At 59.5% G+C, this 22,449-nt stretch carries 20 protein-coding genes and 1 pseudogene; 9 read left to right on the top strand and 12 right to left on the bottom strand.

What is annotated here, in order from left to right; genetic code table 11:
* Positions 1–118: 118 nt before the first annotated feature.
* From NJC38_RS22700 to dapA, 6 genes are read right to left on the bottom strand one after another with little or no spacing between them, the layout of a single operon-like run.
* Positions 119–1,243: an exo-alpha-sialidase gene (locus tag NJC38_RS22700; protein ID WP_253117201.1), complete on the bottom strand. Its 1,125-nt coding sequence runs from the start codon at positions 1,241–1,243 to the stop codon at positions 119–121.
* Positions 1,230–2,645, bottom strand: a complete 1,416-nt coding sequence (locus NJC38_RS22705; RefSeq protein ID WP_253117202.1) for a sodium:solute symporter family protein — start codon at positions 2,643–2,645, stop codon at positions 1,230–1,232. The genes NJC38_RS22700 and NJC38_RS22705 overlap by 14 nt, the downstream gene beginning before the upstream one ends.
* Before the next feature lie 56 nt (positions 2,646–2,701).
* The gene (gene pdxA, locus NJC38_RS22710) at positions 2,702–3,724 is read right to left on the bottom strand and encodes a 4-hydroxythreonine-4-phosphate dehydrogenase PdxA (RefSeq protein ID WP_253117203.1); all 1,023 of its coding nucleotides are present in this window, start codon (positions 3,722–3,724) and stop codon (positions 2,702–2,704) included.
* Positions 3,717–4,997, bottom strand: a complete 1,281-nt coding sequence (locus NJC38_RS22715) for a four-carbon acid sugar kinase family protein (protein WP_253117204.1) — start codon at positions 4,995–4,997, stop codon at positions 3,717–3,719. Before NJC38_RS22715 ends, pdxA begins: the two co-directional genes overlap by 8 nt.
* Positions 4,994–6,154: an iron-containing alcohol dehydrogenase gene (locus NJC38_RS22720; protein WP_253117205.1), complete on the bottom strand. Its 1,161-nt coding sequence runs from the start codon at positions 6,152–6,154 to the stop codon at positions 4,994–4,996. Before NJC38_RS22720 ends, NJC38_RS22715 begins: the two co-directional genes overlap by 4 nt.
* Positions 6,155–6,168: 14 nt before the next feature.
* On the bottom strand, positions 6,169–7,044 hold the full coding sequence (gene dapA, locus NJC38_RS22725) for a 4-hydroxy-tetrahydrodipicolinate synthase (protein ID WP_253117206.1): 876 nt from the start codon (positions 7,042–7,044) through the stop codon (positions 6,169–6,171).
* 222 nt (positions 7,045–7,266) lie between these two features.
* Here dapA and NJC38_RS22730 point away from each other — a divergent pair, with 222 nt between their 5' ends.
* Positions 7,267–8,142, top strand: a complete 876-nt coding sequence (locus tag NJC38_RS22730; protein ID WP_253117207.1) for an AEC family transporter — start codon at positions 7,267–7,269, stop codon at positions 8,140–8,142.
* Between the two features lie 96 nt (positions 8,143–8,238).
* Here NJC38_RS22730 and NJC38_RS22735 read toward each other — a convergent pair whose 3' ends face one another.
* From NJC38_RS22735 to NJC38_RS22750, 4 genes are all read right to left on the bottom strand, one after another.
* Positions 8,239–9,078, bottom strand: coding sequence for a hypothetical protein (locus NJC38_RS22735; protein ID WP_253117208.1), 840 nt, complete (start codon positions 9,076–9,078; stop codon positions 8,239–8,241).
* Positions 9,072–9,773 carry a hypothetical protein gene (locus NJC38_RS22740; protein WP_253117209.1) on the bottom strand — a complete coding sequence of 234 codons (702 nt, stop codon included), beginning with the start codon at positions 9,771–9,773 and terminating at the stop codon, positions 9,072–9,074. Before NJC38_RS22740 ends, NJC38_RS22735 begins: the two co-directional genes overlap by 7 nt.
* 69 nt (positions 9,774–9,842) lie before the next feature.
* The gene (locus tag NJC38_RS22745) at positions 9,843–13,244 is read right to left on the bottom strand and encodes a T6SS effector BTH_I2691 family protein (RefSeq protein ID WP_253117210.1); all 3,402 of its coding nucleotides are present in this window, start codon (positions 13,242–13,244) and stop codon (positions 9,843–9,845) included.
* A gap of 341 nt (positions 13,245–13,585) precedes the next feature.
* Positions 13,586–14,437, bottom strand: a complete 852-nt coding sequence (locus NJC38_RS22750) for a helix-turn-helix domain-containing protein (protein ID WP_253117211.1) — start codon at positions 14,435–14,437, stop codon at positions 13,586–13,588.
* A 115-nt stretch (positions 14,438–14,552) separates the two neighbouring features.
* On the opposite strand from NJC38_RS22750, the gene NJC38_RS22755 reads away from it, so the two are divergent.
* The 5 genes from NJC38_RS22755 to NJC38_RS22775 all read left to right on the top strand — a co-directional run bounded on the left by NJC38_RS22755 (position 14,553) and on the right by NJC38_RS22775 (position 18,743).
* On the top strand, positions 14,553–15,692 hold the full coding sequence (locus NJC38_RS22755) for a tyramine oxidase subunit B (RefSeq protein WP_045494774.1): 1,140 nt from the start codon (positions 14,553–14,555) through the stop codon (positions 15,690–15,692).
* A gap of 76 nt (positions 15,693–15,768) precedes the next feature.
* Positions 15,769–16,191, top strand: a complete 423-nt coding sequence (locus tag NJC38_RS22760) for a RidA family protein (protein ID WP_253117212.1) — start codon at positions 15,769–15,771, stop codon at positions 16,189–16,191.
* A gap of 33 nt (positions 16,192–16,224) precedes the next feature.
* Entirely contained in the window at positions 16,225–17,520 is a 1,296-nt protein-coding gene (locus NJC38_RS22765) for an FAD-binding oxidoreductase (RefSeq protein ID WP_253117213.1), read from the top strand.
* A 134-nt stretch (positions 17,521–17,654) separates the two neighbouring features.
* Positions 17,655–17,945, top strand: a complete 291-nt coding sequence (locus NJC38_RS22770; protein ID WP_231906477.1) for a hypothetical protein — start codon at positions 17,655–17,657, stop codon at positions 17,943–17,945.
* 84 nt (positions 17,946–18,029) lie between these two features.
* Positions 18,030–18,743, top strand: coding sequence for a hypothetical protein (locus tag NJC38_RS22775; RefSeq protein WP_253117214.1), 714 nt, complete (start codon positions 18,030–18,032; stop codon positions 18,741–18,743).
* A 65-nt stretch (positions 18,744–18,808) separates the two neighbouring features.
* Here NJC38_RS22775 and NJC38_RS22780 read toward each other — a convergent pair whose 3' ends face one another.
* Positions 18,809–19,564 carry an alpha/beta hydrolase gene (locus tag NJC38_RS22780; protein WP_253117215.1) on the bottom strand — a complete coding sequence of 252 codons (756 nt, stop codon included), beginning with the start codon at positions 19,562–19,564 and terminating at the stop codon, positions 18,809–18,811.
* A 45-nt stretch (positions 19,565–19,609) separates the two neighbouring features.
* A complete protein-coding gene (locus tag NJC38_RS22785; protein WP_045491362.1) occupies positions 19,610–20,161 on the bottom strand; it encodes a lipocalin family protein in 552 nt (183 codons plus the stop codon).
* Between the two features lie 318 nt (positions 20,162–20,479).
* Here NJC38_RS22785 and NJC38_RS22790 point away from each other — a divergent pair, with 318 nt between their 5' ends.
* From NJC38_RS22790 to NJC38_RS22800, 3 genes and pseudogenes are all read left to right on the top strand, one after another.
* Complete coding sequence (locus tag NJC38_RS22790) at positions 20,480–20,791, top strand: DUF6482 family protein (protein WP_253117216.1); 312 nt, start codon at positions 20,480–20,482, stop codon at positions 20,789–20,791.
* Positions 20,785–22,341 (top strand): cryptochrome/photolyase family protein, encoded by a 1,557-nt coding sequence (locus tag NJC38_RS22795; protein WP_253117217.1) that lies wholly within the window; start codon positions 20,785–20,787, stop codon positions 22,339–22,341. The genes NJC38_RS22790 and NJC38_RS22795 overlap by 7 nt, the downstream gene beginning before the upstream one ends.
* Positions 22,338–22,439: pseudogene (locus NJC38_RS22800) on the top strand (DUF2256 domain-containing protein); the annotation flags it as partial. The gene NJC38_RS22795 and the pseudogene NJC38_RS22800, both read left to right, overlap by 4 nt.
* Positions 22,440–22,449 lie beyond the last annotated feature (10 nt).

The raw sequence follows: 22,449 nt of genomic DNA on the forward strand, positions 1-22,449 counted from the left end.
TCCCACAAAGATCTCAATGCTCTTAACTGATCGGCATTACCCCGTAGGAGCGGCTTTAGCCGCGAAAAGCATCGCTGCTGAAGCAGCTCCTACGGCGGTTTAGACCTCCAGGTCTGCTTCAGCGGATCGCCGCCAGCGGGATGTGCACGTGCTTGATCTTCTGCCGGAAGTAAGTGAACGCGACATGCAGACTGCCGTCACGGGCCTGGATGATGCTCGGGTAGGAGTACTCGCGATTGAGCTTCTCTTTGGAGTTGTTGGTCATGCAAAAGCCGTCGCCCAGCTCGATATCCAGGCGCAGCGGCCAACTGCGGCCTTCATCGCGAGAAATCGCCAGGCTCATCGGCGCCCTGGGGATGCCCCACACCGCGCTGCGCCCGTCGGCGTTGGCGCCGGGGGTGACACGCTCATCACCCTCGTCCTCGATTTCGTCGTACAGCGACAGCCGCCGCTGCTCGATGCCTTCGGCGTTGATCGGGTTGTAGACCAGCGCCAGTTCACCGCTGGCCAGGCGCACGTACTGGATCGATGAGTTGTTGTTGGGTAGCTCGGTCGGCGCAGGTGCGCTCCAGGTCCGGCCCTGATCGGTGGAACGGCTGGAATAAACATGATCGGCCCAGCGGCTGCGGAACAGCCCCAGCAGGCTGCCGTCGGCCAGTTCATGGACGTTCATGTGCACGCAGCCGGTGCTGTGCGGCACGTCGTGACGGCTCCAGGTGCGGCCATGGTCGCTGCTGATCATCACCGCGCTGACGTCATGGGTGCCGACCCATTTTTCGCCAGGCAGGGTGATGCAATACCAGACCGGCAATACCCAGTCGCCGTTGCTAAGCACTTCGGGCGGATGGCGCACGAAAGTACCGGCCTCTTCGAACAGGTCAGCGATTTGCCCCCAGCTCTTGCCGCCATCCTCAGACAGGCGGCGGCGCACCACGGCGGTTTCCTGATTACCGGAAATCTGCGCGGTCCAGATCAGCCACAGCGGGCCATCGGGGGCCTGAAACAGAATCGGGTTCTGTTCCGAGCGGGCAGGGTCATCCGACAGTTGCTCGGCCTCGCTCCAGACACCGCTGTGCGGGTCGCGGCGTGACAGCAGCACGAAGATGTCGGCCATGCCTTCCTGGGTGCCGGCAAACCAGGTGCACAGCAACGTGCCGTCAGCCAGTTCATGCAGGTTGGCGGCGTGATTCTGCGCGTAAGGGGTCGGCAGGTAGGCGTCCTGGCGTTGCTCAATTGTTGACATTGCTGGCCTCCGAAGACTGGGTAGCGGGCTTGTTGCTGCGTGGCAGCAGACGTTCGATGCAGATGACCAGGGCAGGGGTCACCAGGGCGATGTACATGTTGTCGATACCGTACGGGTTACCCAGTACATACCACAGGCTGGTGGTCACGGTCGCCGCGCCCAGCCCCCAGGTCGCGCCGCGACCGGTGGCGAACAGCGGCAGGTAGATGGCGACCAGGGCAATCACGGTGATCGACAGGCGCAGGGCGCGGGTGAAGAACGACAGGCTGAGGATTTCCGGCACGGCGAAGACGAACACCAGGGGCAGGAAACCGATCACCAGGCTGATGAGCTTGGTCATCTTGAATTCGCGTTCAGCCGACGGCTTGCACAGCGGTACATAGAAGTCGCGCACTACCAGCGAGGTGATCGCCAGGGCCACCGCGCTGACGCCGACGAACACCGAAGCCACCAGCGAGATGGTCACGACACCGGCCAGCCAGGGGCTCATCGAATGCAGGAACACCGGCATCGCATACAGGCTGTTCATATCGGGGTGCAGGTACTTGGCGACGACGCCGATCAGCCCCAGAGCAATCGAGATCGGCAGGCACAGCAGGCCCGCCCACAGTGCTGAATTACGCGCCGCGTTGGGGTTTTTGGTCGAACTGATCGCCTGCATGATGTACTGGGTGGAGAAGATCGCGCCCACCGTACCGATGATCCAGGCCATGACCTTGGAGCCGCCGATGGCGCCGGTCCAGGTGAAGTAGTGCTCTGGCAGGCCCTGATGGACCTTGTCGAAACCGCCGGCGAGCTTGACTGCCACCCACAGTACGATCATCACCCCGGCATACTTGACCACGGTGTGCAGGACACTGATGTAAGCCACGCTCTTGAGGCCGCCAAAGGCGTAGTAAAGGGTACTGACGACGGCGGTGATGAAGGCTGCGGTGGGCAGGTTGATGTGCATCACCGTGGAGATCGCCGCCGCGCCGCTGATGTAGTTGCCGACGTTCACCAGCAGCAGGGCGTAGATCATGATGATCGACACCATCAGTTTGGCCGAGTAGCCGTATTTGCGCTCAATGAACCCGGAGATGGTGTATTCGCCTGAGCTGTAGAGCTTTCTCGCCATCAGGATGCCGAACAGCGGAAAGCCGATCGCCGCCGCCACCACCGCCCAGGCGGCGGCCATGCCACTTTCGAAGGCGGCCTGCGCGGTGCCGATGGTGGACTTGGCACCGATGTATTCGGACATCATCAGCACGCCAACGATAAACGCCGGCATGCTGCGCGCCGCCACCATGTACTGCTCGCTGTTCTTGCTGCGCATGCGCAGGGTCAGCCAGGTGGTGAACAGGACGTAGACGACAACCATCCCGACGATGATTAACGTCGCTTGAGAGTCAAAAGTTTCCATCATTCGCTCCAATTGTTGTTATTCAGGGCTTGCTTGAGGAAAAGATGCATTGAGGTTCAGGCGTGCGCGGGTTGCTCCAGGGTGCGTTTGCGGGTCGCCAGCTCGACCGCCTGACGCAGTGCCTCGATCAGACTGCGCTCGTCGGCGATGCCCTTGCCGGCGATATCGAAAGCGGTGCCGTGGTCCACGGAGGTGCGGATCACCGGCAGGCCGACCGTGACGTTGACCCCGGCTTCCAGCCCCATGACCTTGACCGGGCCGTGGCCCTGGTCGTGATACATGGCCACCACCGCATCGAAGTCGCCGCGCCCGGCGCGGAAAAACAGCGTGTCGGCCGGCAGCGGGCCTTCGACGCGCCAGCCACGGGCGCGCAGCTCGTCAATCGCCGGCTGGATCTTGGTCGCCTCTTCGCCATAGCCGAACAGGCCGTTTTCACCGGCATGCGGATTGATGCCGCACACCGCGATCAACGGGTTTTCGATCCCGGCGCGGGTCAGCGTGGCATGGGCGCGCTCAATGGTGCGGCGCACCAGACCTGGCTCGATGCGCGCAATGGCGTCGATGATGCCGATGTGGGTCGTGACATGAATGACCCGCAGCGTCGGGGTCATGAGCATCATCGACACCTCTTCGATGCCGGTCAGGTGCGCGAGCATTTCGGTGTGGCCGGGGAAGATATGCCCGCCGGCGTGCAGTGCTTCCTTGTTCAGTGGCGCGGTGCATATCGCGTCCAGGGCACCGGCCTCGGTCAGTTGCACGGTGCGCTCGATATAACGAAAGGCCGCATCACCGGCCACCGCCGATAACTGGCCGTAGGGCAGGTCATCGGGGATCAGCCCCAGATCGATACAATCCACCACGCCTGGCTGAAAGCGGGCCTGCTCGGGCTGTTCGATGGCGTTGACTTGCAGCGTGCCAGCGACGATCCGATTGGCATCGACCAGCCGCTTGGCATCGCCAATCACCAGCGGCCGGCACATGGCATAGACGCTGTCGTGTTGCAGGGATTTCATGATGATTTCCGGACCGACGCCGGCCGCATCACCCATGGTGATGCCGATCACAGGACGCTCAGACATGCTGGGGTTCCTCGTTATTAGGTGGTGTGGGCTCAGAGCGTGAGTCGCGGGCCTGGCACAGATGCGCCCAGGCCTGATAGAGGGTGTCGGGCTGGCCGAAGCCGCCGGCCTTGGTGACGACGGGTAACGTGCGGCCCTGATGGCGGGCGCTGGACAACACCACCCCAGGCGCCAGTTCGCCATGCAGTTGCAGCGCATCGATGTCAGCGACAGTCAGCAGGGCGCGGGCGGTTTCACCGCCGGTGGCGATCAGCGCAGCGGCCTTGGCGGGCAGGGCAGCCAACAGCCCGGCCAGCGCCTGGCTGAGCTGCGCGGCCTGTTCAGGGGCACGCTGCGCCTGATCGAGGCTGACCAGCAAGTCGCTGCCGCTGTCCAGCACACTGGCCAGATGAATTGCCAGCGCCTGCCGTTCACTGTGGGCACTGCCATCGAGTAGCAGCCGTGGTTCGATCCGCGCCCAGCGTTGCCCGGTGCGCTCGGCCAGCAAAGCTGCCTGGGCCTGGGAGTGGCGCGACATGCTGCCGACCACGGTCAGGATCGGTCCGCCTTGTGCAGCCTGCGGCCGGCAAGGCTCGCCTGCGGCGGGTAACCCAAGGGCGGCAGGCAGGTGCAGGGCCAGCCCGGCCGAGCCGACCCAGAACAACCGGTCGGCGAAAGCGGCCGAAGCCAGTGCCAGGCTGTGCAGGTCAGCATCCTGCTCGGCATCGCAGATCAGCACCTGGGTACCGTTATGCAGGTGCTGCTGCAACTGCCCGGCCAGATTAGCGCCACGCACCTGCAGCAAATCCAGAGCCGCACAGTTCAGACCCTCGCCGCTGAACAGCTCCAGCAAGTTGGCGGTGCCGGTCAGACCCTCGTTGCGCCACACATCACTCTCGTTGACCGGTACACCGTCGAGGTACTGAATACTGCCGCGGGTGGTCCTGCGCAGCGCCGGGAACGCCGGTGCTATCAGGGCCATGCCATGTTCCAGCAGGGCGCCGACCTCGCTCGGCAGGTTGCCGCGCAGGGTCGAGTCAATTTTCTTGTACAGGTAGCGACCGCGCAGGGCCGGGTTGCCGAGTACCAAGCGATTGAGCCGGGCAGCGGGCTGCGGCGCCAGGCGGCGGGTGTCGAGGTCCAGCGCAATGACTGGGCAGCCTGAACCATCGGCATTCTGATCGAGCAGCACGCGGGTCGGCAGGTGGCGGGCGAAGCCGGCGGCGCAATCGGCCGCACCGGACAGATCGTCGGCGATGACCAACAGCCCGACCTGGCGAGCTTCGGCACTCATGGCAGCAGGCACCGGTACAACTGCTCAATATCATCCAGGCTCAGGGCCTTGGGGTTATTGATCATCAGCCGGGTGACTTTCGAGGCGGCGACCGCCATGTCGGCCAGATGCTCTTCGGCCACTCCGAAGTCGCGCAGGTTCTGCGGAATCTCCAGGACCCGGGTCCATTGCTTGATCTGCTCGATCAGCTTGCCGGCCGCGAGCGTGTCGCTGTCGCCGGGTTGGGCGATGCCGCACACGCAGGCCGCCCGCTTCAGGCGTGCTGCGCAGCTGTCCATGTTGAACGCCATGACATGCGGCAACAGCATGGCATTGGCCACCCCGTGGGTGACATGGAACTTGCCGCCCAGCGGATAGGCCAGTGCATGCACCGCCGCAGTGCCGGCCGCGGTCAACGCCAGGCCGCCGTACATCGAGCCAAGCAGCATGTCGCTGCGCGCCTGCACCGAGCCTGGCTGCTGATAGGCTTCGACGATGCTGCCGGCGATCAGCCGCATCGACTCCAGAGCAAAGGCATCGCTGATCGGGTTGGCCTTGGTCGAGATAAACGACTCCAGCGCATGGGTAAAAGCGTCCATACCGGTCGCAGCGGTAATCGGCTTGGGCAAGCCCAGAGTCAGGTTGGCGTCGAGAATCACCAGGGTCGGCAGCAGATGCCGGCTGACCACGCCGATTTTCAGTTCTTCGTCGGGCAGGGTGACGATGGCATTAGGGGTGACTTCCGAACCGGTCCCGGAGGTGGTGGGGACCAGCACGGTCGGCCTGCCGGGGTGGGCTACCTTGTCGATGCCGAGCATGTCCTTGAGCGGGGTGTCGTTGCTGAGCATCACCGAAAACAGCTTGGCGGCATCCAGCACACTGCCGCCGCCAATGGCGATCAGCGCATCCGGCGCGGCAGGGGCGATGGCGCTGCGGAACACCCCTTCGATGTTCTCCAGGGTCGGCTCAATCTCGACGTTATCGATCACGGTGACCGCAATCGACTGCGCTTGCAGTTGCGCGACCACCCGTTCGGTGACGCCCAGGCGGTGCATGGCGTCCTGGGTGACCAGCACCACGCGCTTGAGCGGGGTGTCGAGCAGGTGCAGGCGCTCGCCCAGGCTGGCCAGGCTGTCGGGGCCGTGGATGACATGCTTGACGGTTTGAAAGTGGTACATGGTAATCCTCCGGCTTAGGCGCGGTAGACAGACAGCAGACCTTCGAGCTTGTGCACGGTCTGCGCATCGAGTTCGGCAGTCGGGGCGCGGCATGGGCCGACGCGCACGTTGAGCAGATCGGTGGCCTTTTTCAGCACCGAAGGCATGGTCCCCAGCGCGAAAGCATCGCGCAGTGGCCGCAGGGCTTCCTGGGCCGCGCGGGCGCCATCGTGGTCGCCGGCCTGGAAGCGATTCCAGATATCCATCACCACCTGCGGCACGGCATTGGCCGTGGCCGCCACCGCACCGTCGCCACCGGCCAGCAGGTTCCAGTAGATCAGTGAGTCGGTGCCGGCAAACACGGCGAAGTCGTCACTGCGGTAGCGCAGCATCTGCACCAGGCTGTCGAAGTTGCCGGCGCTGTCTTTGATGCCCTTGATTTGCGGATGCTGCGACAGGGTGGCGACTGCCGGGATGCCGATCGACATGCCGGTTTTGGCCGGGATGTTGTAAAGCATGATCGGCAGTGGCGAAGCATCACCAATCGCGCTGTAGTGGTTGATCAGTTCGGTCTGGCTGACCGCATTGAAAAATGGCGTAATGACCGACAGGGCCTGAACGCCCACATCAGTCATTTTTTTGTTCAGTTCAATCACATCGCGGGTGGCGAAGGCGCCGGTTCCGGCAATCACCGGTACCCGGCCGCGGGCCGCTTCCACGGTGAGCCGGGCGATGCGGACTTTCTCGGCCTCGCTCAGGGCAAAGAACTCACCATTGGTGCCCAGCACAAAAAGCCCGTGAACACCGGCGTCAATCAGGCTTTCGATCAGGTTGCCCAAGGCTTGCTCGTCGATTTGCTGACGGGCATCGAAGGGGGTCACGAGGGCTGGAACGATTCCAGTGAACTTCATCGGTGATCTCCATGTTATTGGTCTTGTCATCATCATTGAATGATTGAATCGATCATTAATGGCGATCCTATACGCAAAATTCAGCGCTTAAAAGTATTTTTTCAATCAAAATATCGCTTTGGTCGTGACTGATTCGTTCATTTTGCGGATGCAGGGCAAGCGCGGTTGCGGGTCAACCGGTACAAGCCCTAGCATGAACGCCTTTTCAAGGAGGAACCCTTCATGCTCGCTTCGCTGTTTGCGGTATTGGCCCCGGTGTTTATCGTTGCGGCCATCGGCTATGGTTGGGCGCGCAAAGGGCATAACTATCCGACCGACTTTATCGCCCGGGTGGTGATGACCATCGGCACGCCAGCGCTGGTGCTCTCGACCCTGAGCCGGACCCAGCTTGACCCGGCAGCCTTTACCAGCATGGCGCTGGCCTGCGTATTGAGCATGTTTGCCATGGCCATGATCGGTCTGCTGCTGAGCAAGCTGTTTCGCCAGCATTGGCGCGTACTGGTCCCGGCGTTCATGTTTCCCAACACCGGCAACATGGGCCTGCCGATCAGCCTGTATGCGTTTGGCGACCAGGGCCTGGCGCTGGCAGTGGCGTTCTTCCTGACCCTGTCGTTGTTTCAGTTCACGTTGGGGCTGGCGCTATCAGGGGGCGCCGCTTCATTCAAAGACCTGCTGCGCAATCCGATCATCATCAGCCTGGCGCTGGCCATGCCGATCATTTTCTTTGGCCTGCAACTGCCGCGCTGGCTGATCAACACCGTCGATCTGCTCGGCGGCATGACCATCCCGTTGATGCTGCTGACCCTGGGGGTGTCGCTGGCCAGTATCCGCTTGCATCACGTAGCCAGTGGCATGCTGCAGGGTGGTCTACGAATTGTGCTGGGTGCGGCGGTGGGCTGGCTGATCGGTCTGACATTGGGCATGCAGCCACTGGCCCACGCGGTGCTGGTCGCCCAATGCTCGATGCCGGTGGCGGTGTTCAATTACCTGTTGGCCATGCGCGCCAACCAGTCGCCGGAGAAGGTGGCGAACCTGGTGATGTGTTCCACAGTGCTGTCATTTGTGTGGTTGCCGGTGGTGCTGGCGGCGTTGATGTGACTGTCTGCGCAGGCGCAATATTTTTTGCCAGCTAGATAAGCGACGCCGGATGATGCATTCCCAGATCTGCGCAGCGGCCAAGCCCTATGGTGTCCGTCACCATTTCCAAACTTCTTCCCGGTACGTTGTTACCTCAGGCAGTACAGTGCGTAAGAACGCCAGGTACTGCTCGAAGAGCACTTTGTTTGGCAGGCGGGCTTCGAAGCCTATGGTCAGGTCTGTTCTGTGGATCACGATGATGCGGTAACGGCGGTCTACGGTGACGGCGTTGTATTTCTCCCAAACCATACTGGTTTCCAGTTCGCAGGGCGGTGGCTTCCATTCCATGATGTTCAGGGCAGATATGATCATCGGAGGCACTGAGACGAGCAGAAACAGTATTGAACCCATGAATGCTGCCAGCGCGAGGACTGAAATGATAAGGATTATGCCAATACCTTTGAAAAAGTGCTTTGTATATTTTGGGTAGTAAAGTTGAACATCGACTTCGCCGCATTCCGGGTAGATTCGGTAGTCGAACGTGGATGTGCGTAACATGAAGTAAAGGCCAGACAGTGTCGTGGCTAACAGCGGGCCAGACAGCCAGAAGAAGCTGCCAGGGTCTGTTTCCAGAAAATCGAAAAGTGAAATGATTACGGCAGCTGGGAATATGGAGAATAATATTAGAGTTAGCCAGATGGTTTTTCTGGGAAGGTTGATTCGTTTTACTGTCCACTTGAAAACGGGGTCACTGTTTCCCTGTCGCAGAACGGGAGTGGTACCGATGATTGGCGCGTAGTCGTCAGGTTCTGGTGGCATGCTTATGGGGTTTGGTATCAATATCGAGTGTGAGTATTTGGCGGGAGAAGTGAAACTCCCTGCCTCAAGAGGGTCGGCGATTAAGCTTTGGTAATTGTGCCGGTTCAGATTTGATAAGTGGCAGGTGTTCGTCACCACTTCCAGACTTCCTCCCGGTACGTTGTTACCTCAGGCAGGACCGTGCGTAAGAACGCCAGGTACTGCTCGAACAGCGCCTTGTTTGGCAGGCGGGCTTCGAAGCCTATGCTCAGGTCTGTTCTGTGGATCACGATGATGCGGTAGCGGCGGTCTACGGTGACGGCGTTGTGTTTCTCCCAAACCATACTGGTTTCCAGTTCGCAGGGCGGTGGCTTCCATTCCATGATGTTCAGGCCAGACATGACCATAAGTGCCACTGGGCCCAGAAAGAAAAGCCACGAGCCGACGGAAATTCCCAGTCCGATAATGGTGACGATAATAACGATACCGATACCCTTGAATACGTGCCTTGTATATTTCGGATAATAAAGCTGGACGTCAACTTCTCCGTATTCCGGATAGATGCGATAGTTAAAGATAGACGTCCGAAGTATGAAATATAGGCAGTAGATTTCGCCGATGATCCCTGCACCCGTGAACCAATAGAAGCTTGTTGGGTCAGCGTCTAGAAAGTCCCACGCTAAAATGCCTAGCGAGACTGGCCATATTGAAAGTATCAAAGGGGTCAGCCAGATAGTTTTTCGTCGAAGATTTATCTTTTTTATCGTCCATTGGAAAAGAGGCTGGCTGTTTTCCTGCCGATTAGCGGGTGGGATGTTGAGGGCGGGGATGTGATCTTCGGTTTTTGTTGACATGTTTGGCAAGCTCAATATGAGTGGCTTTGTATGGTTTTATAGATTGTGATGTTTAATGATTGGGGATGTTTAAGTTGTGAAAAATAGTTGCCCGGCTTTGTCTCGATTTGAGTTTTTAACCAGTAACTCGACTTTGCTCAACCCGTCCATGCTCTCTGTGCCAGAACTGTCGAGTTCGATTTGGTAAAGGTATCCTGCATCCGACGGTGATGGATGAACGACATCGTTCGGATACCAGATTTGCAGTTCTAGATAGCTTGCGTCGGAGGCGAGAGGTATCCAGGTGTGCCAGAGAATATCCTGTTCATCTTTTATTTCGGGTATAAATGGTGGCGGATAGTCATGGGAGGGGCGCTGGGTGGTAATGTTTCCCCATTCGCTAATCGGTTTGTAAACACCATTACTCTTGAAGTTTTCCCGGATTGAGGTATCTACTTTTATCGCAGTAAAGAAATGGAATTGTTTTTTACTGCTAATGACCTCGAAGAGCACACTGCTGCCTCTGACCTGTTCGGGAAACCGGATTTGTACCCACGCTCCGTTTTGTGTATTGACCGGAACATGGTTTTTGCCCGTGTAGATGAATTCGGTTGAGTGAGTGCTTTTCACCAGAATCTGTGGGCATAATTGGACTTCCATAAAAGCGCGTATTTCTTCTGCCTGGCCTGCTGCTGTGTCGGCATAGCGATTTTCGGAGGTGAATGACCAGCAGCAGCGGCGGAGCCAAACGCCAATGTTATCCTGCTTTAGATTATTTAGAAGTTTGCTGGCTATTAGATAAATAAGTCCACCTATGGCGACGCCTACTGCCGCCCAGCCGCCAAGAGCCAGTGCTGCGGTACCTATTGCAAAATTTCCTGTAAATAGTGCTGATAAGACGGGTGCAGTCATGATGATCCCCATTAGAACTGCGCCGAAAGACTTGACTCGCAAAAGGTCTTTTTCTAACGAGGTTTTGGCGTTCTCGATATCATCTCTTAACTCCCATACTTCTAGAAAAGCACCCAGGCCGCCAACGACACCTGCTGCAAAAGCCCGAACACGAAAACCACGAACCGCAGTAGCCCAATCGGGTTTGCCCTGCACTTTCCAATACGCAGCCGACCTGCTCATTATGGATATGCTTTTCGTATAAATAGTGATCGGCTTGGCATTCCTGACCACCTGCCAAGGCGCCTCCAGATAAAGCACCATCATCAGATTGAGGCTATACCCCAGGTTGTAACCCAGTTTTCTCAGGTCTTTACCGTCAATCTTTCCGTCGCGGGTGATATCGCTCCAGACAAAGGCGGTGTTGAACAGATTCAAGGTGATCACTGTCCAGCTGATACCGGCGCCATGGATGCCCAGGCGCTGGCTCCACTGGCGCACTTGCTTGCTCCAGTCTTTGACGACGTTCTTGCCGGACTGAAAAAAACTGTACATCTCTTGCTTGAACTGCTCGGCATGGCGTTGGTTTTTGAAGTCCAGCAAGTCAGGCAGCTTCATAGCATAGGCGCGGATGCGATCCTCCTGTGCTTGCAACTGAAGGCCCATGTTACGTCGGTCATGACGGTAGACAGGTTGAGACCAAGCGTTTCGCATGCTGCGCAGTTGCTGAGCATGCAAGGCCTCCAGGCGCTTCCATTCTTTAAGATGGGTCACGAACTGCCGGTTGATCGACAGTCCTTCCGGGGTGTTGCCCAGCAGTTGGCCGATGAGCAGGTTGCGTAACAAAATCGCCAGGGTCGTGGGCTCTTTTTTGGACAACCGGGTGTTGGTGATCATGGCGGCGCTGAGCATGCCTTGGGCGATGGCTTTGCCAGCGCCACTGGCCAACTCTTGCATGGCCTTGAGCGTCGCCTGGGCAGTGGCATCGAGCGCTTTGTACCAGGCGCTGTTGGCAAAATCCCGGTGGTTGAGGGCGTTGTTGAGTTCGCCAATGCGCGTACCGAGGTTGGTCACGTCGCCCATGCCGGCGAGCAGTTTGTTGGCCTCGGTGTCCAGCGCCGCCTTGATCGCGGGGGAGAAGCCGTAGCGCTGGGTGCCAAACAGGGTCGTGGCTTTATTTTCCTGTGCGGTAAGCCATTTGAGGGTCTCCTTGTCTTGCTCCAGGATGATGGTGAGGTTTTCCTTGATGGTTTGCAGGTACAGCAGGGTCTTTGGATAACCGGTATCCATGAACAGGGCGTCTGGTTCAAGGCCAATATGTAGTGCCCAGTTTTGAATATCCGTGCGTGTGTCGCGCACTCGTTGCAGCAATTGCTCATGCACAGGCTGCTGCTGTTGCAGGCACTGCCGTGCTGCCTTGAGGTCAATCTCGCGGCGCCACTTGCTGCGCTCCAGCCAGGTATCAATATCTGCCTGGTTCGGTGCCTTGCCGTATTTCTCTATCAGCCCCTGAAGCAGTGTGGCGCTGCGTCGGTTGCGGTGGTGGGGGCCTCTGAACATCTCCACGGCTTCAGGGGCCACGGTGGCGTTCTCTTCGTAGATACGCTCTTCCAGCTCGTATTGTTCCAGGTAGCCTTCGGCGTCTATCAGGTATTGCTGCGCGAGATAAGGATCTGCCTCTTCGGCTTTCGACAAGGCAGCTGTAGTACCGCACAGGTGTATAACGTCCCCGGCAATCTTCAACCGATGCTCATACTCCGCCTCCCAGCGCTGCAAGGCGGCGATGTCGCCTGCCATCTGCATGCCCAGATCACGGACCAGTGTCAGCGGATCGTCCAGGGCAATCAGCAGGGCGCTGTCCTTGTCCGGCACGTTGCCCAGCCAATGCACGTCCGCGCCCAGCGTCACCCACTCGTCCTGGGGCGGTTCTTCAGGTGTGCGGTCGGGTTCTCGGGAAGGAATGGCCGTGTCGTCAAAGCGCCCGTCATCGGTGACCTGGCCGGCATCGATATCCGCCACGGCGGTGGCCAGCTCAGCCAGCGGCAGGGTACCCGGCTCATTCATGGTGAGGCTGTAACTGCTCAGGTCCAGGCGCTTCATCCAGCGCTTGCGGCTGTCCTCGTGCGAGCGCAGGCGCTCGCAGATGCGCCAGGTCCATTGGAGTGGCGCAAAGGCAATGTGCAGCACATGGTCGCGCGGGTAGGAGAGGTAGGGCAGCCCGGCATCGCTGCCGCTGCGCTCGTTCTGGCCTATGTGGGCGCTGCTCCACTTGATGCGTTGCAGGTGTGCATTGTGTGCGCTGTAGGCGTACTCGTGCAGCGTGCCTGCGGTCTCGTCGAATACGTAGACAAAACCCTCGTGCAACTGGCGCAAGGTGTAACTGCGGCTTTTCAGCGGCGGCAGGCGTGCCCATCGAGCGTTCCGGGCCAGCGGTTTAAGCACATTGGGATTGACGTCATAGCGCGAGCGATCCAGGGCATAGCGCACCGGCACAATGGCAATTTCCGGCCCCTTGAACGGGCAGAGGCTGGTGCCGCTGAGCGGGGTTCTGGAAAATTCGTTGGCGCAGCGCTGGCGTGGGGTGCCGAGTTTCTGATTCATCTGTCCGGTCCTTGGCCCGGCGAATCGCGCCAGGCAGTGGGGCAGACAAACCAAAGAATGTGCCGTAAATAATATTTTTCTTATTTATCAGGTAGATAGATCATTAACGCTGGGGCTTTACAGAATTTTTGTGCAAAAAATCCACAACAATCGCGCAGCTTGTTGCGTTCTGCCGTGCAGGCGGTTGCGCACCGGGTGGCGTCACGTGATATGGCCTTTAGCAGGGTAAAAGCAGAAATTTTTACGTAAGGGCCGGTCATTCGTTGCGCAGTTTACGATCCGCTGTACCCAAGCGCGGTTTACTCATGAAGGGACAATGAATTTCAATATGCTGATTAGAATCAAGCGTTATGTAGCGCTTCTTTGAGGGACGCGTCATTTCTTCCAAGTACCCGGATCCTGCCGTTGTACGCCCCCTGAGTTACCCGCCTTTGATAGTCATTGGGCGTGGTGCTGACCAGTGCCTTGAAGTCGCGCATAAAGTGCGACTGATCGGTAAACCCCAACTCCAGCGCCAGCTCCGAACACGGCAATGTGCCGTCCGCTGTCAGGCTGCTTAGCGCCGCCTGGCAGCGAATGATGCGGCAGAAGGTCTTCGGGGCAATGCCGGTGTCTTCACGGAACTGACGCTGTAAGGTCCGGCTTGTGTAGCCACTCATGGCTTCAAGCTGGTGGACGCGGATATCGCCGCGTCGGGCGATGATGAACTCGACCAGCTTGCCGCTCAGCCCTGAGGTTCGCCGGGCCAGGGACTGGCCGGCGAGGCGGCTGAAGACGTCGGCCTGGTTGCCCAATGCCGTGGCCTGGGCAATCTGCTCGATCAGTTGTTGGGCGCAGGGCAACACATCACACAGATCCACTTCCTGCTCCGCCAGTTCCCCGGTCAGACTGGCGACGAAGCCGGGAATCACACCGGGCTGAAAACGCACGCCGAAGTAACGATGCCGGTTCAATAACTCGACCCGCTTGGCGCGCAGTGGCGTGCCGCAGACCCTTGCGGTGGGCCGATGGCTGTCGCAATCAAAGAGGATATCGACGCAGCCGTCGGGCACCGCGTAGGTCAGGTCGGCCGGCTGGTCCACCTCCAGCGCATAAAAGTGCGAGATCGCCGAATGCGCGTCACGCATCACCCAATAGCCCGATGAGTTGAGGACGAACCAGGGTTGCTCGCAGGTGCTGGTGGTGGTCGTCATTGATGCTACTCAGGCAAGTCTGCTGTCAGGACCGGGCCTGTCCGATTTTTACAATACGCCCTTGAACCCGCTCCCTAGACTCGAAGCCACTTTGTCGCCGTGCTTCGAGATCAACATGACCAATAATACGAAGATCGATTTCATTTACTTGTCTGAGCCGGACATGATTCGCGCTGGCGTCACCGACATGCCGTCCTGCGTCGATACCATGGAAGAGATGTTCGGCCTGCTGTATCAGGGCGACTATCGCATGGCCGGGCCGAACAACGACTCCCATGGCGCCATGGTGACCTTCCCGGAAAACTCGCCCTTTCCGAACATGCCCAAGCCCACCGCCGACCGACGCATGATGGCCATGCCGGCCTACCTGGGCGGTAACTTCTGCACCGCCGGGGTCAAGTGGTACGGCTCCAACATCGCCAACCGCGACAAGGGCCTGCCGCGTTCGATCCTGATGTTCACCCTCAACGACGCCGACACCGGTGCCCCTTTGGCCCACATGTCGGCCAACCTGCTGTCGGCCTACCGCACCGGGGCCATTCCTGGCGTCGGCGCACGGCACCTGGCGCGTAAGGACTCGAAGGTCATCGGCCTGTTGGGGCCAGGGGTGATGGGCAAGACCTCGGTCGCCGCGTTCATGGCCGTGTGTCCGCAGATTGACACGATCAAGATCAAGGGCCGTGGGCAAAAGAGCCTGGATGACTTCATCACCTGGGTGCAAGTGACCTTCCCGCAGATCGTCAACATCCAGGTGGTCGAGACCCTCGAAGAGGTGGTGCGCGGTTCGGACCTGGTGACCTATTGCAGCTCTGGCGAGGTGGGCGACCCGGCGCTGTACCCGATGGTCAAGCGCGAGTGGGTCAAACCGGGTGCATTTCTGGCCATGCCGGCGGCCTGCAATATCGATGCAGGCATGGAGCAGGCCGATGTGCGCAAGGTCGTCGACAACACCGGCCTGTACCAGGCCTGGTTCCACGAGTTGCCTAAACCTGCGCACCACTGCGTGCCGGTAATCGGCGTGCGGTTTATGGACATGATCGCCGAGGGGCTGCTCAGGCCTGAGCAGGTCGAGGACATCGGCAAGATCATCGCCGGTGACGCGCCTGGCCGTCTCGATGATGCAGAGATCATCTTGATGTCGGTGGGTGGCATGCCGGTCGAAGACGTGGCCTGGGGCACCGTGGTGTACCGCAACGCCATCGCGCGCGGCATCGGCGTGAAGCTCAACCTGTGGGATACCCCGGTGCTGAGCTGAAAACCGGCTAACGAATATTCGCAGCTGAAGCTGCTCCTGGCGGGGTTTCCCGTACCCGGCTCATTAAGGAATACCCATGACACAAATCATCAAGCTCAAAACGGGCTCCAAATTCGAAGAAATGGGCAGCTACTCGCGGCTGGTTGCGGTAGACAACTGGATCTACGTGTCCAATACCGCCGGCCGCAATCCGCAGACCAAGCTGATTGCCGAAGACCTGACCGAGCAGACCCACCAAGTGTTCGCCAACATCGAAGCGGCCTTGGCGGCGGTCGATGCCAGCCTGGCTGACGTGGTGTTCTCGCGCGTTTACGTGCAGGAGCCCAAGGATGTCGAAACGGTGATGGGCATCGTCGGTGAGAAATTCCGCGGTATCGACCCGGCAACCACCGTGACCTGCCCGCCGTTGGGCTCCACGGTCTATAAGGTGGAGCTGGAAGTGACTGCGTTTCGCGGCGCAGCCAGTGCACAACAGCAACGCATTACCCAGTCCCGGTGACCGGTGTCTTTCACTTCAAGCGAATTTCTTGCCATGGCTCCCACTATTGCACCCGTGCGTACTTTCACTGAGCTTCCAGCATCGACCACGGTGGTGATCATCGGCGCCGGCATCATTGGCCTGACCGCCGCCCTGACCCTGGCGGAGCGCAAGATTCCGGTGGTGGTGCTGGAAAAGGGCCGGGTTGGCGGCGAGCAGTCGTCACGTAATCTTGGCTGGATTCGCAAGACCAATCGGCACGCCGCCGATTTGCCGATGGCCCAGGCCGCCGACCGGCTGTGGGCGCAAATGGCTGAGCGGGTTGGCGTGGATGTGGGTTACCGGCAGGCCGGGATCATGTTCATTGCTCGCACTGAAGCGCAACTGGCGATGCACGAGAACTGGCTGAAAAGCGTCGAGTCTGTGGGGCTGGATTCGCAGTTGCTGAGCAAACAGCAGATTGCCCGCCATGTGCCGCACGGGCAGGGCGACTGGCAGGGCGGCATCTACACCCCATCGGACGGTCGTGCCGAGCCGACGCTGGCCTGTAGCGCGATTGCCAACGCCGCCATCGCCAAGGGCGCGGTGATCCTGGAGAACTGCGCCGTGCGAGGCCTGACCACCAGCGCCGGGCGGGTCAGCGCAGTGGTGACCGAGCGTGGCGAGCTGCGCTGCGAGCAGGTGCTGTTGGCTGGCGGGCTGTGGTCACGGCGCTTGCTTGGCAACCATGGCGTCGACCTGCCGACATTGCCGCTGACCTGTTCGGTGCTGCGCACCACGCCGATGGAGGGGCCGACCGATATCGCGGTAGGCGCGCCGGACTTTTCGTTTCGCAAGCATATCGATGGCGGGTTCATCATCACCCAGCGCGGCAAGCTCGATGCCTTCCTGACCCTGGATCATGCGCTGCTGGGCACCCGGTTCTTGCCGCAGCTCAAGGCGCAGCGGGACTTTTTGCGCATTTCGCTGGGCAAGTACTTCTTCGATGACCTGAAGCTGGGGCGTCGCTGGCGCGCCGACTCGGTCAGCCCGTTCGAGAAGGTGCGGGTCCAGGACCCGGCGGCCAACAACGAGCTCAATAACGATGCGTTGCGTAATCTGAGCGCTGCCTGGCCGATGTTCAAAAACGCGCAAATCGCTCAGGCCTGGGCCGGTACTATTGATGTGACACCGGATTCCAACCCGGTGATCGGTCCGGTGGCCAGGCTTCCCGGCCTGACCCTGGCCAGCGGCTTTTCCGGGCATGGCTTCGGTACCTCACCGGCGGCGGGGCAACTGGCGGCGGATTTGCTGTCGGGGCACACACCGATCATCGACCCGGCGCCGTACCGCTTCGAGCGTTTGGCCTGAGCGCTGAAGAGATGCCGGTATGGCAGGATACTGGCCCCCTGAACGGATAACGCTCCCTATGATGCTCGCCATTTTGAGCCTGGAAGCTGAGCGTTATGCGGTGTGCCCCTTTGTTGATGATGGTTGGAGTATTGATGGGATTGGCCACAACGGCGCAGGCCAGGCCGGTGACCCAGAACCAGGCGCAGATGTGCCGCTGGGGTTCGGAGGTGGCGAAGAATGCCCAGCAGTTCAAGCTTTCCGGCAAGACCCTGTACAGCACGCGCAAAGCGATCGAGAACCGCCAGTATTCCAGACCCTGGATGAAGAAAATGGCGGTGGGCATCACCGAACAGACCTTCGCCAGCCGCAGCCGGATGAACCCCAAGGAAATCAAGGACACCTACTATCAGGGCTGTCTGCGCCATGAAATGGCCCGGCGTTGAGAGCTACACTCGGAAAAACTCCGCCTAAGACCAAATGATCAATGATCGTGATGAGCTCCAAACACCCGAAGAATGGAAGATTCGATGTTTTTTAACCGTAAAGTCAAATTGTCAGTGGATGAAGTCCCCGACTTAAGTGTGAAGGTTGAGCTCTTGGGGCTCAGTGCTCCAGCCTCGCCGATCGAGCAGAGAGTCAGCCTCGATCAGGGGCTTAAACTGATCGCTTGCTGGGCGCTGATTATTCAGGCCGCCTTCTCCATATATGGATACTCGATATTGATGGGGGAGTACGACGCGCTCGGAATTGATATCAACGAAATATCCTTGAGTACCCAGACTCTGCTGCTTTACGGGTATATGAATCTCTTTTCTGGTTTGATGGCGGCTTCCAATACAATGCCCACGCTTGTCCCTAGCGTGTTTGCACTGGTCTTTTTTCTGCTTTCCGCCATGGCCTTGAAACTGATTAACAGACACCTGAGAAACGAGCAGATCGTGGGCGGAGCTGCCTTGATTGGGATCGTTCTCTTCGTCACGTTCTTTGTGCCTGCCATGAGTGTTCAGAAGGGCGTCAGTAACGCGCGCGCCTACTTTTCAGGGCAGGAAGCATGGTCTGAAAGCGACAGGATAAAGAGAACTCACTCTATCGAAACTTCCAAAGGCATTCTGACAGGGCAACTGGTACTTGCAGATACGCGGCACAGCTATCTGCTTGTGAGCAGAAAACTGTACAAAATTGATAGCGCTACAGGAAAAATCTCCCGAGAGGTGGTACTGAGCCCGATACCTCAGAAATAGAAAGCTCCTTACTTAAGCACTATCTGGCACTTGGCGTGCGGATCCGGCTTATTGCAGCCCATGCATCATGTAACCAGTGCCGCAGCAAACCCCAGCATCAGTTCCGCCAGTGCCTGGGGTGTCTGCAAAGGCATCAGGTGCCCGGCGCCGGGCATCACCTCAATACGGCTGTCAGGAAAATGCGCGAGGGTGGTCCGTGCCTGTTCCTGCGGCCCCGGCACCTGCTGGTCATCAGCGCCGCATACCAGCAGCACCGGGTAGGCCAGGTTGCCGATCAGGTCGCTCCAGTCTTCGCGGCTGCCATGGTCGACCCAGGCGCGCCAGGCGTCCAGGTTGACCTGCCGGGCGTCGGCAATCGCCACCTCACGCAAGGCATCGGGTAACCGGTGCGCGCTGGACTCATCGATGAAGGCTTCTGCCTGCTGGCGTGTGCACTGATAGCCACGCTGGCGATCGCGGTCCTGCTCGCTCATTGGCTGCGGGCCGGGCGGTGAGGGCGCGACCAGGATCAGCCCGGCGAGATACGCCGGCCGCCGTGAAGCCAGCACCACCGCCACTTTACCAGTCATCGAATGGCCGACCAGAATGCAGCGTTGCAACCCCAGGCTGCGTATCGTGGCATCCAGATGATCGGCCATCTCGCTCACGCTGTAGCCGCTGACCTCGGCGGCATCACCAAAGCCTGGGGTATCGAGGGCAACACAATGATGGTGACGGTCGAGAAACGGTAAAGCCGCTGACCAGGTACGGTGTGAGCCACCGAGAAAATGCATGAGAACCAGAGCAGGAGAGCCCTGACCTTGTCGGCTATGTGGAAGCATATCAATGGCCTTGTCCGGATTATTCATCACAACTGTCTGGATGCTTCAAGGTTCCTGGCGCCAGACCAGTTCGCGGGTGTCATAGCCCTGTTGGCGGGCGATCTCCAGCAAATGATTGCGGGTCTCGTCAGTCACTGCCGGGGTACGTGACAACAGCCACAGGTAGTCGCGGTCGGGATGGCCCACCAGCGCCACGCGATAGTCCTTGTCGTGGTACAGCACCCAATACTGGCCGCGGCTTACGCTGGGGAACAGCCGGCTGAACCAGTTATCGAAAGTCACCCAGAGTTTGTCGGTCTTGCCGGCAACCTGCGGCTCGGCAACGCCTTGGACCTGTTGCGACTGGCCATCGGCGTCGGTGCAGCTATTGGTGACGTCGATCTTGCCATCGGCCCGCAAGCCATACTGGGCTTGGGACTGTACGCAGTTGCGCTGGAAGAACATCGGCAGGCGCGCCAGTTCATACCAGGTGCCCTGGTAGCGCTGCAGATCAACCTGCATGGTCGCAGGCGCATTGTGCTGTTCATCGCCGGACCCCGCGCAACCGGTCAGGGTCAGCAACAGGCAGGAGCAGAGCAGGGTGGTGCGCAGGGTCATGGGAGTCTCCTTGATTGATCAGAGCGGGTCTAACAGGCTGTTGCAAAACTATCTGCTGGCTGGGCGCCTTCGGCGCTACGCGCGCCATTGCTGCGTTAAAAACAGGCTCAAAATGCTCATTTACAACTTGTAAAGTCGAGCGCGACTCCGACCGTTTTTCGCCTGTTTTTGCCTTGCACTGGCTGCCTCGCCAACGTTTTTCAACGGCCTGTTAAGTATCGGAGTCGCTAATCGGCCAAAAGTTAGCGCGAACTTGAGTATGGAATTAAAATTCCTGTACAAGCTCTATTGGCTGTACAACTTTGCGGAGCTTTCTCCATGAACCTAAACACGTTGGTCAGCCTGGCCAGGGCTGGCGAGGTCGATGAACTGGAGCTGTACTCGCTGGAGGGTGGCATTTACATGTTGCGGGTCAAATCGCAGTTGGGCAGTCACGACTTGCTCGACGGCCGGGGCCGGGTCATGCATTTGCGTTCCACCACGCATTTGCGTGATTTGTTGCATGACCACCAGTTACCGCCGCTGCCCTGTGTGCTGATCCAGCATGTGGTGCATGACGAAATGTGTGGACGCCGCGACGGTCCGGTCGAGCCCTTGCGCCTGCCATTGAACCTGGAGCGCCAGTGGTAGAGGCGCCTCATACTACGGCGCACCCGAAGCTGGGTCTGATTCTGGGCGATCAGTTGTCCTTCGAGCTTGATCTGTTGCAGACCCTGGACCGGCGCCGTGACGTGCTGCTGATGGCTGAAGTGCGTGACGAGACCCGTTACGTGCCGCATCACCCGCAAAAGATCGTGCTGATTTTCAGCACCATGCGCCATTTTGCCGAAGCGCTGCGTCAGCGCGGCTGGCAACTGGTGTACGTGAAGCTGGACGATGCCGACAACAGCGGCAGCATTGCCGGCGAACTGCTGCGCTGGCAGGCGCACCTCAATGCCAGCCAGGTGCATGTCACCGAGTGCGGTGAATGGCGGCTGGAACAGGCGCTGCACGACAGCGGCCTGCCGCTGGTCTGGCACAAGGACCGGCGTTTTCTCTGCTCGCGGCACTACTTCGCCGGTTGGGCGGCAGGCCGCAGCCAGTTGCGCATGGAGTCGTTCTACCGGCTGATGCGTCAGCGTGGCGGCTGGTTGCTGGAACCCGACGGCAGCCCGACAGGCGGGGCGTGGAATTTCGACAGCGACAATCGCAAGTCGCTCCCCCGAGGGCTACGCGGCCCCTTTGCCGCGCGGTTTGCCCACGACCGCATGACCGCTGAGGTCATTGGCCTGGTGCGTGAGCATTTCACTGACCACTACGGCAGCGTCGAGGGGTTCGATTATCCCGTCACTCACGGCCAGGCGCAGGAACTGTGGCAGCACTTCATGGATTTTGCCCTGGCCGCTTTCGGCGACTACCAGGACGCCATGGCCGAAGGCGAGCCGTTTCTGTTTCATGCGCGGATCAGCGCGGCGCTGAACATCGGCCTGCTCGATGTGCGCCAGTTGTGCGATGACGTCGAACAGGCCTACCGCCAGGGCCGGGTACCGCTCAACGCCGCCGAGGGCTTCATTCGCCAGTTGATCGGCTGGCGTGAATACGTGCGCGGCATCTACTGGCTGCGCATGCCCGAATACGCCGGGCTCAATGCGCTGGGCAATCAGCGCGCTTTGCCAGACTTCTACTGGACCGCCGCCACCGGCATGCGCTGCATGGCCCAGACCATTGGCCAGACCCTGGAGCTGGGTTACGCGCATCACATCCAGCGGCTGATGATTACCGGCAACTTCGCGTTACTGGCCGGCATTGCCCCGTCAGCCATCTGCCAGTGGTATCTGGCGGTGTACATGGACGCCTTCGACTGGGTGGAACTGCCCAACACGCTGGGCATGGTGATGCACGCCGACGGCGGCTACCTGGGCTCCAAACCGTACTGCGCCAGTGGCCGCTATATTCAGCGCATGTCTGACTACTGCGGGGCTTGCCAGTACTCGGTAGAGCGCAGCGTTGAAGAGGATGGCTGTCCGTTCAATGCGCTGTACTGGCATTTTCTGATGCGTCATCAGGCGCAGTTCGCCAGCAATCCGCGCATGGCGGTCATCTACCGCAATCTCGATGACATGGACGAGACACGCAAGCAGCGGCTCTGGCAGCGCGGCGAAAATCTGCTGGCCAGGCTGGATGCCGGGGAGGCGTTATGAAACGGGTCAGCAAGGCTGACCTGCCGCACAAAATCTGTGTCGTGTGCGGCAGACCGTTCAGTTGGCGCAAGCGCTGGGAGCGTTGCTGGGATGATTTGACATCCTCCC

This window comes from Pseudomonas sp. 21LCFQ010 (assembly GCF_024129905.1).
Taxonomy (GTDB): Bacteria; Pseudomonadota; Gammaproteobacteria; order Pseudomonadales; family Pseudomonadaceae; genus Aquipseudomonas.

Bases quoted from the DNA above. Each gene is read 5' to 3' on its own strand.
- NJC38_RS22700 (WP_253117201.1), bottom strand. From the start codon at position 1,243: ATGTCAACAATTGAGCAACGCCAGGACGCCTACCTGCCGACCCCTTAC.
- NJC38_RS22705 (WP_253117202.1), bottom strand. From the start codon at position 2,645: ATGGAAACTTTTGACTCTCAAGCGACGTTAATCATCGTCGGGATGGTT.
- pdxA (WP_253117203.1), bottom strand. From the start codon at position 3,724: ATGTCTGAGCGTCCTGTGATCGGCATCACCATGGGTGATGCGGCCGGC.
- NJC38_RS22715 (WP_253117204.1), bottom strand. From the start codon at position 4,997: ATGAGTGCCGAAGCTCGCCAGGTCGGGCTGTTGGTCATCGCCGACGAT.
- NJC38_RS22720 (WP_253117205.1), bottom strand. From the start codon at position 6,154: ATGTACCACTTTCAAACCGTCAAGCATGTCATCCACGGCCCCGACAGC.
- dapA (WP_253117206.1), bottom strand. From the start codon at position 7,044: ATGAAGTTCACTGGAATCGTTCCAGCCCTCGTGACCCCCTTCGATGCC.
- NJC38_RS22730 (WP_253117207.1), top strand. From the start codon at position 7,267: ATGCTCGCTTCGCTGTTTGCGGTATTGGCCCCGGTGTTTATCGTTGCG.
- NJC38_RS22740 (WP_253117209.1), bottom strand. From the start codon at position 9,773: ATGTCAACAAAAACCGAAGATCACATCCCCGCCCTCAACATCCCACCC.
- NJC38_RS22745 (WP_253117210.1), bottom strand. From the start codon at position 13,244: ATGAATCAGAAACTCGGCACCCCACGCCAGCGCTGCGCCAACGAATTT.
- NJC38_RS22750 (WP_253117211.1), bottom strand. From the start codon at position 14,437: ATGACGACCACCACCAGCACCTGCGAGCAACCCTGGTTCGTCCTCAAC.
- NJC38_RS22755 (WP_045494774.1), top strand. From the start codon at position 14,553: ATGACCAATAATACGAAGATCGATTTCATTTACTTGTCTGAGCCGGAC.
- NJC38_RS22760 (WP_253117212.1), top strand. From the start codon at position 15,769: ATGACACAAATCATCAAGCTCAAAACGGGCTCCAAATTCGAAGAAATG.
- NJC38_RS22765 (WP_253117213.1), top strand. From the start codon at position 16,225: ATGGCTCCCACTATTGCACCCGTGCGTACTTTCACTGAGCTTCCAGCA.
- NJC38_RS22770 (WP_231906477.1), top strand. From the start codon at position 17,655: ATGGGATTGGCCACAACGGCGCAGGCCAGGCCGGTGACCCAGAACCAG.
- NJC38_RS22775 (WP_253117214.1), top strand. From the start codon at position 18,030: ATGTTTTTTAACCGTAAAGTCAAATTGTCAGTGGATGAAGTCCCCGAC.
- NJC38_RS22780 (WP_253117215.1), bottom strand. From the start codon at position 19,564: ATGCTTCCACATAGCCGACAAGGTCAGGGCTCTCCTGCTCTGGTTCTC.
- NJC38_RS22785 (WP_045491362.1), bottom strand. From the start codon at position 20,161: ATGACCCTGCGCACCACCCTGCTCTGCTCCTGCCTGTTGCTGACCCTG.
- NJC38_RS22790 (WP_253117216.1), top strand. From the start codon at position 20,480: ATGAACCTAAACACGTTGGTCAGCCTGGCCAGGGCTGGCGAGGTCGAT.